This window comes from Endozoicomonas sp. SESOKO1 (genome assembly GCF_024606265.1).
Classification (GTDB): Bacteria; Pseudomonadota; Gammaproteobacteria; order Pseudomonadales; family Endozoicomonadaceae; genus Endozoicomonas.
The window spans coordinates 1-14,079 of sequence record NZ_JAHHPP010000115.1; the positions used below are offsets into that span (position 1 = coordinate 1).

At 47.2% G+C, this 14,079-nt stretch carries 11 protein-coding genes; 8 read left to right on the forward strand and 3 right to left on the reverse strand.

What is annotated here, in order from left to right; translation table 11 throughout:
• Positions 1-391: 391 nt before the first annotated feature.
• Positions 392-1,084, reverse strand: a complete 693-nt coding sequence (locus tag KDK13_RS05950; protein WP_257284047.1) for a hypothetical protein — start codon at positions 1,082-1,084, stop codon at positions 392-394.
• A 319-nt stretch (positions 1,085-1,403) separates the two neighbouring features.
• Here KDK13_RS05950 and KDK13_RS05955 point away from each other — a divergent pair, with 319 nt between their 5' ends.
• The 3 genes from KDK13_RS05955 (at position 1,404) to brnQ (ending at position 5,517) form a co-directional block, all read left to right on the forward strand.
• Entirely contained in the window at positions 1,404-2,180 is a 777-nt protein-coding gene (locus KDK13_RS05955; RefSeq protein ID WP_257284048.1) for a TSUP family transporter, read from the forward strand.
• 255 nt (positions 2,181-2,435) lie between these two features.
• Positions 2,436-3,902, forward strand: a complete 1,467-nt coding sequence (cls, locus tag KDK13_RS05960) for a cardiolipin synthase (RefSeq protein ID WP_257284050.1) — start codon at positions 2,436-2,438, stop codon at positions 3,900-3,902.
• A 283-nt stretch (positions 3,903-4,185) separates the two neighbouring features.
• Positions 4,186-5,517 carry a branched-chain amino acid transport system II carrier protein gene (gene brnQ, locus KDK13_RS05965; protein ID WP_257284051.1) on the forward strand — a complete coding sequence of 444 codons (1,332 nt, stop codon included), beginning with the start codon at positions 4,186-4,188 and terminating at the stop codon, positions 5,515-5,517.
• 55 nt (positions 5,518-5,572) lie between these two features.
• On the opposite strand, the gene KDK13_RS05970 is transcribed toward brnQ, so the two are convergent.
• A complete protein-coding gene (locus KDK13_RS05970; RefSeq protein ID WP_257284052.1) occupies positions 5,573-5,863 on the reverse strand; it encodes a PA4642 family protein in 291 nt (96 codons plus the stop codon).
• A gap of 371 nt (positions 5,864-6,234) precedes the next feature.
• Here KDK13_RS05970 and KDK13_RS05975 point away from each other — a divergent pair, with 371 nt between their 5' ends.
• The 3 genes from KDK13_RS05975 (at position 6,235) to KDK13_RS05985 (ending at position 10,229) form a co-directional block, all read left to right on the forward strand.
• Positions 6,235-7,596 carry a hypothetical protein gene (locus KDK13_RS05975; RefSeq protein ID WP_257284053.1) on the forward strand — a complete coding sequence of 454 codons (1,362 nt, stop codon included), beginning with the start codon at positions 6,235-6,237 and terminating at the stop codon, positions 7,594-7,596.
• Between the two features lie 327 nt (positions 7,597-7,923).
• On the forward strand, positions 7,924-8,316 hold the full coding sequence (locus KDK13_RS05980) for a sulfatase-like hydrolase/transferase (RefSeq protein ID WP_257284054.1): 393 nt from the start codon (positions 7,924-7,926) through the stop codon (positions 8,314-8,316).
• A complete protein-coding gene (locus tag KDK13_RS05985; protein WP_257284055.1) occupies positions 8,316-10,229 on the forward strand; it encodes an alpha-L-fucosidase in 1,914 nt (637 codons plus the stop codon). The genes KDK13_RS05980 and KDK13_RS05985 overlap by 1 nt, the downstream gene beginning before the upstream one ends.
• Positions 10,230-10,434: 205 nt before the next feature.
• Here the strand turns inward: KDK13_RS05985 and KDK13_RS05990 are convergent, their stop codons facing one another.
• Positions 10,435-10,992: a hypoxanthine-guanine phosphoribosyltransferase gene (locus tag KDK13_RS05990; protein ID WP_257284057.1), complete on the reverse strand. Its 558-nt coding sequence runs from the start codon at positions 10,990-10,992 to the stop codon at positions 10,435-10,437.
• A gap of 399 nt (positions 10,993-11,391) precedes the next feature.
• On the opposite strand from KDK13_RS05990, the gene upp reads away from it, so the two are divergent.
• Both upp and KDK13_RS06000 read left to right on the forward strand, forming a co-directional pair.
• A complete protein-coding gene (gene upp / locus KDK13_RS05995; protein WP_257284058.1) occupies positions 11,392-12,018 on the forward strand; it encodes a uracil phosphoribosyltransferase in 627 nt (208 codons plus the stop codon).
• Between the two features lie 23 nt (positions 12,019-12,041).
• Entirely contained in the window at positions 12,042-13,331 is a 1,290-nt protein-coding gene (locus tag KDK13_RS06000; RefSeq protein WP_257284059.1) for a uracil-xanthine permease family protein, read from the forward strand.
• The last annotated feature ends 748 nt before the right edge of the window (positions 13,332-14,079 follow it).

A 14,079-nucleotide genomic window follows, 5' to 3' on the forward strand; every position in this document is an offset into this window, starting at 1 on the left:
GGCATCAGGTTTTGATCCTGACATGCGGGGGTTCGAATCCCTCCACCCCAGCCATATAAAACCTTCCTGAAATATCAGGAAGGTTTTTTTTGCCTATTTTTTTCTTCTTGAAGATGTTTTACAAGGACCCGGCGTCTGTCGGTGCCATTCTTGTGATCTTGTTAATTAGAAAATCCTGGTAGCAATTCACACCAGGTATCATCACCTTGACCATATAATCTGCCGATTGTCCGGTAATCAGCAGGCAGGCATACATTCACGTCATAACTGTTGAAGGTCTCTTCAAAGTACACAAATCGCTCCGGGGTATGTCTATCCATGCTGATATGCATCAGAACGGTAAGTCTCAGTCCCAGCTTTTGTGGGTTTAGCAATGTTACTGTATCTTTTATTAATCCTCATTGGCAGTGTTGCGACACTTTGCCAGCTGATTCTCAAGGTTTTTGATTCTTTTATAAGCTTCCCGGTTTTCGATAACCGTGTAGTTGCATTTGCCGCAGACTGACACACATCCAGCCTTTAATACACCATAATGGCATGTTTTAACGTAGTGCTTAATTTCACTCGGGTCAGGATGGCTCTGCGACATTTCCAGTTCCCCGTTAAGCCAGGACTCGATGAACTCCAATTCGTCTTCACTCCAGCCATCGCGCAGGGGTAAGCACTTCTTTATGAAAAAATCATTAAATTCTGCACAGTCTTTAGCCATAGAGTTTCTAAATTCATACTTGAAATCCTCAAACAAAATGATGGCGCAGTGTAACCTCGCAAGAGCTTGATACTCTAAAGGGGAAAACAGCTTTTCATCAGGGTAGTCCTGGTTGAGAAACTCAGTTAACTCGGCAGGCAGCCTCGTTAATATTGAATCAACCAGTGAGTCTATTTCATCCTCGGTATAATCAGATTTGCTTATGCCTTTTAAAAAGCGATATTCAAGTATGTCGCGTATGTACCTGGGAAGTCTGCGTATCATGTCTGCAGGATTTACTGACAAATCAAGATTGGGGCTGCCGCGAGAGTTACAGGGGTAGACAAGAAGTACATCATTCTCCTGAAATTTCTCCGGCTTTTCTTCGGATTCCATGTCTTCGAAACACGACGTTGACTTAGTAATTTGACGATCATCCAGATGGCGTTCCAGGTGTGGCCCGGAATCAGTAAGATGGCATGAAGTAGGGGCTGACAGGTATACCTTCTCATTCAATGCAGTTGAAATGATCTCACTGCCCTGTGAATCAGAAGGAGGTAGAGGCAGTGTCTGAGTCGTGGGTCCTGCTAACGGATGCATAGCTGTTGAAATCCTGTTGTTTGTTTTGCAGAGTCAACTTTGTCTGAATATTTTTTCCGGACGTTCTATTATTACGCTTTCATCAATTATCAGCCTCTATTTGCAAGGATTGACCTTGGACGCAACCATTACCCTGGATCTTGTACTTTTCCTTTTTGCCGTAGCCTCAGTGGCTGGATTTGTTGATTCCATTGCTGGTGGTGGAGGGTTGATTTCGATGCCAGCGCTTCTGGCTGCCGGGCTTTCACCTCTTCAGGCGCTGGCAACCAATAAGCTTCAGGGGGCCGCTGGTACGCTGTCCGCCAGTGCTTACTTTATCTCCAAAGGTACGGTTAACCTGCGGGAGGTGCGTCTGGCAATAGTGATGACTTTTATTGGCAGTATGGCCGGGACGCTGCTGGTTCAGAGAATTGATGCCGGGGTGTTGGATCAGGCCATTCCCTTCCTGCTGATTGGTATCGTCCTTTACTTTCTGTTATCTCCCAGGCTGAGCAGTAACCAGTCACGGCAGTTAATCTCTCTGTCGGTGTTTTCGTTGACAGTGGCGGTGGTGATTGGTTTTTATGATGGCTTTTTTGGACCCGGTACCGGCTCCTTTTTTACCATGGCTTTTGCTGGCTTGCTGGGGTATTCCATCACCAGTGCTACCGCACATACCAAAGTTTTGAATTGCACCAGTAATCTCGCATCTTTGTTATTTTTCATTATTGGCGGGCATGTGGTCTGGACAGTTGGCCTGGTGATGATGCTGGGTCAGGTTATTGGTGCCAGACTTGGCTCACATGTGGTGCTTAGTCGTGGTGAGGCGTTGATCCGTCCCATGATTGTTTGCGTCTCTCTGGCTATGACGGCCAAACTTCTTTGGGGAAATTATGGACATTTGCTCCAGTGAAAGGCATCTTGTCTAGATCTGTTGTCCCTTTTTCCCTGTCAAGGTTATCCATTAACGGGTAGTTTTTCGGGTAATGCCCGTTGTGTTTTCAAACCCCGTTATTTCCCGGGCGAATGGCCAGAAAGGTGATGCTCTAAACGCCGTGTGCCGGTTTATGGCCGGATCAATGGCGAAACACTTTAATAGAGTGTTTCTGGCCAGCAGATCACCAGGACAGTCAGGAAATTCAGTTAGTGTAATTCGGAACATTAGTGCATGGAAACAACCTGGTATAGCTGGCTGTTTGGTGCTGCCTATTTAGGTGCCATTGTTGCTTTTGCGGTTGTGGTGATCATGACGCGAAGACCGGTGGGGGTTTCGCTGGCCTGGCTGGTATTACTGTTTGCACTGCCGGTAGCGGGCTTTGGTCTGTATCTTCTATTTGGTTCTCCCCGGCTGGGTATCCGGCGTTTAAAGCGTATGCATGCACTTTATCCGGACTATGCCCAGTGGTATCAACACCTCTCCCGGATTATCTCAGGCAGTGAGCCATCCCGCTGTCCGGTGACCAGTCATCATGGCATTTTTTCTTTAGCAGAAAACAGCATGAGTATCCCCTTGCTGCCAGGTAACCATCTTCAGCTCTTCTCGGATTTTGAGAGCATTATCGAACAGCTTCTGCGTGATATAGAAAATGCCCGGCAAAGTATCGTGATTGAGTTCTACATATGGGAGCCGGTCGGTCGGGCTGAAGAAGTGGCGGAAGCGGTTATCCGTGCCTCCAGACGGGGGGTTGATTGCCTGGTTGTATTGGATAATGTCGGCAGCCGGGGTTTTTTGAATGGTGTTTGGGCTCATCGTTTGCGCCTTGAAGGGGTCAGTGTGACTGCATCTATGGCTGCTGGCCCTTTCCGAATGCTGGTGGAGCGTATTGATATCCGTAACCACCGGAAGATTCTGGTGGTTGATGATCAGCTGGCCTGGACCGGCAGCTTTAACCTGGTTGATCCATCCCTGTTTAAACAGGACGCCCAGGTCGGGCAGTGGGTGGATGCCATGGTCAGGATTGATGGTGTTGCCGCTCATGTACTCGGAGCCATTGTGCAATGGGATAAGGCGCTGGAAACCGGGCAGGGGCATCCATCGTTCAACAGGCAGTATGAGTACCCTTCAGCTGGGCATCGTGGCCGGGACGGCGCATTTGTCCACGTTCTGCCATCCGGGCCTGATGCGGACCGGGAAATGCTGCAGCAAGTCCTGCTGACGGCCATTTATGAAAGTCGCCAGGAACTCCTGATCAGTACGCCTTATTTTGTTCCCGATGAGTCGTTGCTGACGGCATTGAAGTCGGCAGCGATGCGTGGTGTTGATGTCCAACTGCTGGTTCCTGAGAAAAATGACTCGAAAATGGTGCATCATGCCAGCCGTTCTTATTATCAGGAGCTGCTGCAGGCTGGCGTTACCATACAGCAATTCAGAGGGGGGTTGCTGCACACCAAGTGTGTTCTGGTAGACCGTGAAACAGCGCTATTTGGTACCGTAAACCTGGATATGCGCAGTGTCTGGTTGAATTACGAAGTGACGTTGATTGTTTATGATGATGGTTTCGGTCAGCAGATACTCCATGTGCTCCAGTCATATATGAATCAGGCAGGTGAGGTGGATATCAACTGCTGGTCAAAAAGGCCCTTTCGACGGAAACTGCTGGAAAATACGCTGCAGTTGCTGAGTCCGCTGCTGTGATTGGCGATCCTGCGACCAGGGTTGATGGTTGTTGGCGCTTGCTTCAGGAAAAACACCTTTATTATTGATTAAATCTCAATAAATCCTGCTTTTTTATGATTTTTAGGTGAAAACACTGATATGGCTAAAGATTCATCTGTGAAATAAAGGCTACTCTCGGGAGGCCTTTATTTCGCCTCTTCGAGCTTATTCAGACAATATATTCTTTCTGGCCATAAAGTTTATCAGTCCTGTATGGCTGACTGGCCATTTTTCGGGAAGAATTGGTAAGGGGGGACAGATTTTGCCGCAGACGTTAAAAACCACAGACATCATGGCCACGGGCCTGATGACATTTGCTCTCTTCCTGGGAGCAGGAAATATTATCTTTCCTCCATTTCTGGGGCACATGGCCGGCACTGAGCTGATGGTTGCCATGCTGGGATTCCTTCTGACCGGTGTCGGCCTGCCACTGCTGGGTGTGATCGCCTGTGCCCGTGTCGGTGGTGGCCTGGAAAAACTGACCGCCATTTTTCCGCCAAAAATCGCAGTATCCTTTGCGGTTGTTCTCTTTCTGGCTATCGGCCCCTTGTTTGCCTCACCCAGAACGGCTGTAGTTTCTTATGAGCTGGGCCTGCTGCCATTTATTGGTGAGTCCGGTGAGCTTTCGCTGGCGCTGTTTTCTTTAGCGTTTTTTGCTGTTGCGCTTTATCTGGCGCTGTTTCCGGGCCGGTTGGTCGAGACGGTAGGTAAACTGATTACACCACTGCTGGTGGTGGTTCTGGTAATTATTGCCATTGGTGCTTTCCTGTTTCCCCAGGGAGAAGCAGGCGTTGCCACCGAGTCCATGGCCAGTCAGGGATTCTTTAATGGTTTCCGTGAGGGTTACCAGACCATGGATACCCTGGGGGCGCTGGTATTCGGTGTCGTTATCATCAATGCCATTCACCGTAAAGGGGTTACCGATACACGGCAGGTTGCGCGCTATACCTTCATTGCAGGCCTGATCGCTTCTGTTGGTCTGTCACTGGTGTATCTGGTGCTTGGGTATATGGGCTCCACCAGTCATCCGCTGGTGGCTGCCCCGCAAAATGGTGCAGAGATCATCAGCCTGTTCGTCAACGCGGTATTTGGTTCCTGGGGTAAGGTGGTACTGGCTATTACCGTTATTCTGGCCTGCCTGACCACCGCTATTGGTTTGCTCAGCGCCTGCGGTGAGTATTTCTCCCGGGTATTTCCTGCGCTGAATTATCGCAGTTGGGTGATTCTCTGTGCCCTGGCCAGTGCACTGATTGCCAACGTCGGGTTAAATACGCTGCTGAAGGTTACCATCCCGGCGTTGCTGATTATCTATCCTGTAGCGATCGCCTTGATTGTTGTAACGCTGCTGAAACCCTGGCTGGCGCAACCTGAGCGGGTAATGTCGTTTGTCCTTATCCCGGTGGGGCTGATCAGTATCGTAGAAGGCCTTCATGCTGCTGGCCTGTCTTTCGTTGAGCCGGCCATCGCGCTGCTGGCGTATTTGCCTTTGCAGAAAGAAGGCCTGGTCTGGCTGTTGCCGGGAATTCTGGCCGGTATTTTCGGTATGATGCTGTCTGTTCGTTCCTCACAGGCAGTTAAGCCTGTTCAGGGATAAAAGGCTGACCAACTTATCAGGCTACCCATCGAACCGTCGGGTAGCCTTTTCTGTTTTAACGCTTGCCTCCATCATTGAGGGCTTTGAGATACGGTTCACCGTGGTGGTGCTGGCTGATGGTTTCAGCCAGTGTTTTCCCATCAGTATCCCGGGCGTTCAGGTTCAGGCCTGCTTCCAGAAAAAATGGAATAAAGCGGGCAAAGTCATCTGCTCGCAGGTAGCGGTAGGCTCTTAACAGTATGTGATGGTCTCGATTGCTGCCAGTTGCCGGCTGCAGTGTCAGCAGCGTTTTCAGGCGCTCATCACTTAATTTCTCGCCAATGACTTTCTGTTTGTCTTTTTTCATGTCTGGTTCACTGTTCAGTGTTTCTGTGGGTGAGGTTTGTCCGGGATAAACAAAAAGCAGGTTGATATTTTACTGGCTCGGAAACAAAGTTATATAACCTTCATAGGATATTTTGAGATTACATTAAAGATAAAAAGAATAAGAGGGAATATTGTTGGCTATAACCGGGTTTTTCTTTAGCCAATTGTTCTCAACTCATTACCGGAAAACGTCGTTTATCAGGCGACATGATTTTGACATGGCACTTGCTTTATATAACGCATCGATTGCTCGGAAAGTTATTTTTCTGAAAACAATCCTGACATTTCCATTCAGGTTTTCTTGTGCAGCTACAATTGGTGGAGTGATCAAAGGAATGTTTGAGGGCCATTATGGAAAGGGCATCTGGTGCGGGTTCGCTTACTCGAGAACAATTAGAAACAGTCAAAAGTCTTATGGACGATGGGAATACTGAATGTAGAATTACATTCGGTGCTAATGGCAAGGTTACCATTGAGGCAGTAAAGGTTGTATCCACACCGGGTCTTAAGTTATCAGACCAGCAACTGGATGTATCCGTATCCGAAAAGATACCCCTTAAACAGAGAAAAGTTGGGATAGCCGCGGAAAAAGATACGGTAACTGTTCGGGAAAAAGTATTTGAGAAACTGAAGTCCGTCGGGAGTAACCTGAAAGGTAGGTTTCAAAGCAAACTCCATAAAGTTAAAGATAATCTGAAACAGTTTGAAGCAAGCGTTAGCACAAAATTAAAAAGTTCAATCAGTGATATCAAAAAAGCCATCAGGCATGAAAACTGGGAGAAAATTCCAGAAGACTCTGTAAAGGATGCCTCTGATCAGTTGCAGCTTGAAGCCCAAGTGCATAATGACAGCATTGATCAACTTGAGGTTCTCGAGACTCAGGAGGCTGAAAGGCAGGCAGAACTGGATACGCTCAACCAGGTCTACAAAAATACCTATAAGGTGTGTGAAGATCCTGAAAGCGTGATCCAGAGCAAAAAGAAAATTACTGTGCCCATTCCAGTTGAGGGTGCTGAGCCTGTTATTATTGATTCCCCGGATCCTGTTACCCGAAGAGAGCAGGTCAATAAGGTGATCAGTGAAGTTGGTCATTCAGATTTAGCTGATCGGCTTGATCAGCTTGATGCAGAATTATTACAGGCCAGAACTGGGCAGGAGCAGTTGAAAGCGTCATTAAAAGAAAGTGGTGATAGAATTCTCGAGCTTTTCAAGGCGGAACAGCATACCCTGGAACAGGGCAGGGGTAGAGATGCCAGGCTATCTGAATTGCAGGATACGTTGACTGAACAGCGCATTGCACTGGATGATCAGGTTGACCAGTTGCAGGCTGAAATCAGGGCGCTGAAAAAAGAGAAGCAACAAACACAGGAATACGTTGCTGAGCAAAAGAAGTATCTGTCGGAATTCAAAAGAGAGCTGAGTCTGCTCAGTAAGATTCCAAAAGACCGGGAAGGAATTCAGCAGGCATACAATGCTACGGTGACTAATATTCAGAGAACACAAGAGTTTATTGAAATGGGTAGTGCCAGGTTGAAAGCATTACCTGGTGAGATCAAGGAGAAAAAAGCCGAGCTTGAGCCTAAGATAAAAGCGGTTGATAGCCTGGAAAAAGGCGAGGAATTGAAAAAACAGGAGAAAGCTGACAACCGTGAAGTTGAAGCTGAACAGAATAAGCTGAAGCAGCAATTAGGTAAAAATCTTCGGAAAAAATAATCTTTTATGCAAATGCCAAAAAAAAGCTTCCAGGGGAAGCTTTTTTTGTTTGCCCAGCGAAGCGGGCAAACCCGTCAGGCTGAAAGAAGCCTGAACCACCCCGACTACGCCAAAAAGGTTGTATCACTGAAAAAAAATTACACTGCAATGATCTGACAGGCAGTGCTTGATCAAAAAAACATCAGCCTGTCGAACTGTTGCAGTGTTTATGAAATATTCGGGTTAGGTTGATATTGTTTAAATGGTTGATTAGGGTCATGGTTTTTTTACCTTGCGTCAGATAACATTTTATACCTAGCATCATGTTCTGAGTTAGTCATTAATGATTTGGAATGGGATAACTCCGAAAAACCGTTTCTGATGTATGTTTCCTTTACCGTTCCTCGTGAGGCTCCTGAACAATATGTTAAAATTTTTAAGCCTGAGTATATAAAGGTACCACCTGATTTCTTGCCAAGGCACCCTTTTGCAAATGGTGAAGATCATGTGCGGGATGAAAGTGTTGTTCCATTCCCGCGCAAGCAGATTTATAGCCAGGTAGATACTGCAATTTATTATTCCATGATAACTCATGTGGATCACCAGATAGGCAATGTCATTAAAGTTCTTGAAGAGAAGGGAGAACTGGATAATACCATCATTATCTTCTCATCAGATAACGGCATGGGGGGCTGGGTCAACATGGTCTGTTTGGTAAGCTTTAACCTGACTGAGATGTAATGGATATGAAAAATAAAGAGATTATATTGTCCTCGTTTTTGCTGGCGAGTTCAGCTGTTATAGCAAATACCGGTATGGATGGTGAGTTATCTGACCAGAAACAGGGTATTGCCGAGCGAATGGAATTCGATAGGGCAAGCGAAAAAGGACTGCATAACTGGAAAGAAAACACTTTTGGCATGATGATTCATTGGGGTCTTTATTCTCATGAAGATTTCGCCGGCTACTACAACGGTCAATACACAGACCAGCTCTCAGAGTGGTTGCAATATTTCCAGCGTATTCCTATGAAGGATTACAGTAGTAAGCTTAGTACCTTCAACCCCATTGAGTTTGATGCGGACTCTGTTGCACGCCTGGCAAAGGATGCCGGCATGAAGTACATGGTTATCACTGCGAAGCACCATGACGGCTTTTCTATGTATAACTCCAATGTCTCAGATTACAACATTTATGATGCTACCCCTTTTAAAAGAGATCCTTTAAAAGAACTAGCTGACGCCAACAAAAAGTATGGCATTGATTATGGACTCTACTATTCCCATGTTATGGACTGGGCAGACCCCAATGCTAAAACTGTACGAGGCAATGATTGGGATTATGATCCTGCAAAGCAAGACTTTGACAAGTACTGGACTGAAAAGGCTATGCCTCAGGTCAAGGAACTGCTGACCAATTATGGCGATTTGAGCCAGGTGTGGTTCGATATGGGGGAGCGTCATATGCTGTCAAAGAACGAATTTGTCAGTAAAGTGAATGATATGGCGGCGATGATCCGTGAACATCAGCCAGATGCGGTTATTAACAGCCGTATTGCCAGTGTACCTACTGAACCTTTTACAAACTGGGATATCAAAACAGGTAACGATAATTTCTCAGAGCCCCTTTATATTAAGCCTTATTACTGGGAGCTGATTGCAACAACTAATGATAACTGGGGTTATTCAAAACGTGATTTCAATGTGAAATCCAGGCAGGATATTGTACGCCTATTACCATCTGTTGTTAGTCGTGGTGGTAATCTGTTGCTAAATGTTGGTATTGATTATCTAGGGCGGGTTCCGAGTGATGTCACTAAACTCCTAAAGGATGTAGGAGCCTGGATGGATATCAACGAAGAATCGGTAATTGGTGCCGAAGCTACCCCATTCAAACGAGGTTTCAAGTGGGGTGTTGTTACACATCAGCCAGAAACCAGGCGGATTTACCTTCATGTTCAGCAGTGGCCTGAGTTTGGCCTGATAAATTTTACAAACATTCGTAATGAAATAAAAAATGTCAGTTTCCTTGATAGCTCTATTTCCAGTGAATCCATACCATGGATACAACATAAACGACAGGTAACTGGACCGGGCATTAAAGGGAAAAGACAGGTATCAGATACTAACCATACAACCATCAAGATTGAAAAGTATCGTGATAGGGTAACCAGCGATCCTTTCGTGATTGTTATAGATTATGAAGATAAGCTGGCTATGGATGATGTCGTTCACCAGGATCGTATGGGGGAGACACGACTGGATGTCCTGAATCTAAGTAAATATGATCACGAGAAAAAGGAATATACGTGGAAATTCAATATTAACCGTCCAGGCAAGTATGCAATTGATCTGATGTCTTCTGAAGCTATGCATCACAAATTTCCAGACTGGCCTTATAGCGAGTTTAAGGGTGTTCTTAAAATTAATGGTAAAAAACAGAATTTCCAGATGAATATGGATAAGCTAATTGGAAATAATGGCCAAGTTCCTTGGATGACTGTTGTCAGTCGTTTAACAGACGGCTTTGAATTTCCGGAGGTGGGTGAGTATGAGTTGACTATTGAAGGAATGACTTTAGCAGTAGAAAATGCTGAAAAGTATGGGCGTGAAACGATTCCATTTGAATATCTATTAGTTAACCCTCGTCTCTGATTTCGCGTTTCAGCCACTCTTTTTTAAGAGTGGCTTTTTGTTTGCCCAGCGAAGCGGGCAAGTCAAAAGCGGCAGATGTTGCGAAGGGGTGAAGCATTCTTTAAGAGCGTCCAGAGCGCAGCAGCCTTGTACGAGGTCCGTACGCACGTTTCTGTAGGAAGGACGGGGCTAATCGCCCCGCCTTACCTGATATGGGCATAGCGAATTAATGACCTTTCAGGGCATAAATGCCATTGGCATTACGCCAGTAACCCTGATAGTCCAGACCGTAGCCGAAAATATAGCGATCTTCGATTTCCAGGCCGGTAAAGTCAGCCTTCAGGTCCGGGCGGGCTTTACGTTCATGCTTTTTATCCACCAGAACTGCGGTCAGAACGGTGACTGCGCCTTCTTCTTTGCAGAAGTCGGCGATAGCGTCAAGGGTGTGCCCTTCATCAAGAATGTCGTCGATGATCAGGACGGTACGGCCTTTGATGCTCTGGGTTGGGCGAACTTTCCATTCCAGGCGGCCACCGGTCAACTGGTCCCGGTAGCGGGTGGCATGCACGTAGGAGGCTTCCAGGGGGAACTGCATATGAGTCAGCAGTTTGCCAGTAATGACCAGGCCACCATTCATTACGCAGAATACCAGCGGGTTGCTGTTCTCCAGCGTGTTGGTGATGTTGCGTCCCATGGTGGCGATGGCTTCTTCAATCTGCTGCTCGTTATAGAGGCAGTCGGCTTCATCCATCACTTGCCGGATATGGTCGAGATCAACAGACATGTTGTGCAAACCCTGATCGTTTGATTGGTGGCCGGTCATTCCAGGGCGTCAACTTATACAGTGCTGTGGTTGTGTACCCTGACGATCGGCGATCCATTTCTGATTAAAAAACCATTTTTCAATCTCCTGTGGAGAGTTGGAAACAGTTTTCATGAAAAGCAAAGCAGGAAAAAATACCGCTGTTGTCTTCAATGGGCAAGTGAAAACTACACGGTTGTTATGGTTACAAAAACCTATGGGCAGGTCAGACATCCTGTGGGAAAATACCAAGGTTTAGGCGTTAAAAGCTTTCGAATGATCGTTTTCCCAATGAGTACTTACTCAGAAACGTGTTATCTCAGCCATTCATTTTTTTGATTTTTTATCCATCCAACTCAAGTCAGACAGTTGAGGTCATGAATGAGCGTACAGGAAATCAAGCATCCACTGGTGCAACACAAACTGGGACTGATGCGCTCCCACGATATCAGCACCAAAGGGTTCCGAACCCTGGCCAGTGAGGTTGGTAGCCTGCTGACGTATGAAGCGACCAAAGATCTGGAGCTGGAAGATACCGTGATTGAAGGTTGGAATGGCCAGGTGACTGTTCAGCAGATCAAGGGCAAGAAAATTACTATTGTACCGATTCTGCGTGCAGGCATTGGTATGATGGATGGTGTTCTGGATATGATTCCGAATGCCAAGGTCAGTGTGGTCGGCCTCTACCGTGATGAAGAAACGCTGGAGCCAGTGCCTTACTTTGAAAAGCTGGTCAGTAATATTGATGAGCGTATTGCCCTGATCCTGGATCCCATGCTGGCCACCGGTGGTTCCATGCTGGCGACTATCGAGATGCTGAAGAAAGCAGGCTGTAAGGAAATCCGTTGCCTGGTTCTGGTGGCTGCGCCAGAGGGTATTGACAAGATCCGGTCAGCCCATCCTGATGTCAGGATTTTCACGGCGTCTATTGATCAGGGACTTAATGAAAACGGTTATATCATACCGGGCCTGGGTGATGCTGGTGACCAAATTTTTGGTACAAAATAATTAACGAATAGGGATACCCGAAAATGAATCACTCAGTACAGTTGGGGGAAACCCCGCCCCCGGAAATGTCGCTCTGGCGGCAGGCACTGATGGGCGGGCAGATGCTGTTTGTTGCCTTTGGTGCCCTGGTGCTGGTGCCATTGCTGACCGGGTTGGACGCCAATGTAGCATTCTTTACAGCGGGTATCGGTACTCTGATTTTCCAGCTGGTCACCCGTCGGCAGGTGCCTGTTTTTCTGGCATCTTCTTTTGCCTTCATTGCGCCGATTACGTTCAGTATTCAATCCTGGGGGTTGGCTGCCACCATGGGCGGTATCATGGCCGCCGGTGTGCTCTATGCTGCATTGAGTGTGCTGGTAAGGTTACGTGGGTCAGGCATACTTTACCGGCTGTTTCCACCCGTGGTGGTTGGCCCGGTGATTATGGTTATCGGTCTTGGCCTGGCACCTGCGGCAGTCGGGATGGCAACATCACCGATTGAAGGGCTGATTTCTGCTGATCAGGCTCTGTTCCTTGCTGCGATTTCGCTGTTGGCAACCCTGCTGGTGGCTACCATGGCCGGTGGCATTCTGCGACTGATCCCCATCATCTGTGGTATTGGCACAGGGTACATTGCTGCGGTGGTTATGGGTGTTGTGGACTTTCAGCCTCTGCTTGACCGCCCCTGGTTTGCCATTCCGAATTTTACCACCCCGGAACTCAACTGGAATGCGGTGCTTTATATGATTCCCGTAGCGATTGCACCTGCTATTGAGCACATTGGTGATATGCTGGCGATCAGTTCGGTGACCGGGAAAAAGTATCTGGATAAACCCGGGCTGAAAAATACACTGCTGGGTGATGGCCTGGCAACCACTGCTGCCGGTCTGTTTGGTGGACCGCCTAATACCACCTACTCAGAAGTCACTGGTGCGGTGATGCTGACCAAAGCCTATAACCCCGTTATTATGACCTGGGCTGCAGTCATTGCTATTGGTGTGGCGTTTATTGGCAAAATTGGTGGCTTCCTGTCAACCATTCCAGTGCCGGTGATGGGCGGTATTATGATGCTGCTGTTTGGTTCCATTGCGGTCGTTGGACTTAACACGCTTATCAAGGCAAGGGTTGACCTGGGACAGCCACGGAACCTGGTGATTGTATCCATCGTGCTGGTATTTGGTATTGGCAATATGGGCATCTCACTGGGGGGCTTTTCACTGAAGGGCGTCAGCCTTTGCGCGCTGACAGCCGTCATTCTGAATTTGCTGCTACCTCATCGCTCCGGGGAGGATCGATACCAGTCTTCTGAAGTTGGCAAAGAAGACATTACCTGAAAAGCTGAAAATAGACGGCAGTGTTTATATACAGAAATACCCTGCCTGTGTCTTGGCTTATCGTTTTGCGCCAGCCACCCCCGACAATGATGTCATGGAAAGTATGAGCACCAATGAAATGTTTTTTCCCGAAGAAAAAAAATAGAGGAAATATAATAAGGTAAATTTCGCTCCTCTCAGCACTGATGTGATTGCTGTCCTTTATGCTTAGGAATTGTCTTTTAATAAGTTCCCGATTTCCGTTCACCCTGAGCTTGTCGAAGGGTCGTGCCACCGAACTTCGACAAGCCTCAGTCCGAACGGAGTCAGGCAATGAAAATAGGGAAATTATTTCCAGACAACTCCTTAACCTTTCAGCTCCTCCCTCCTGGCGATGGCCCGTCACCCCATGTTTCCTGCTAAGCCGATGATGAACTGGTCAACGACGAATACTTCGGATTTAAGGATTACCCACAGAGCACTATGACCACGTAGCGTGGTGGGTTGCCGGTATTGGTGCTGCCAGTGAGTTTGGCCTGCGACGGTAGGATATTGTCAGTGAGCACCGTTGGGGGGGGGCATCGCCCTGGGCGCCAGGATTGGTATGCTGCCGGGTGTGCTTAAACATGGTTGCGGTTGAGTGGCTGCGTTTCAATTCAGCGGCACCTTGATCAGTGAAGGTGTTAATCTCTGTAGGCCTTGCCAAATCTCTAAGGCAAATGCTAAATCCATCTTTATATCTAAATGTGTGTGTATATACGTATTAATA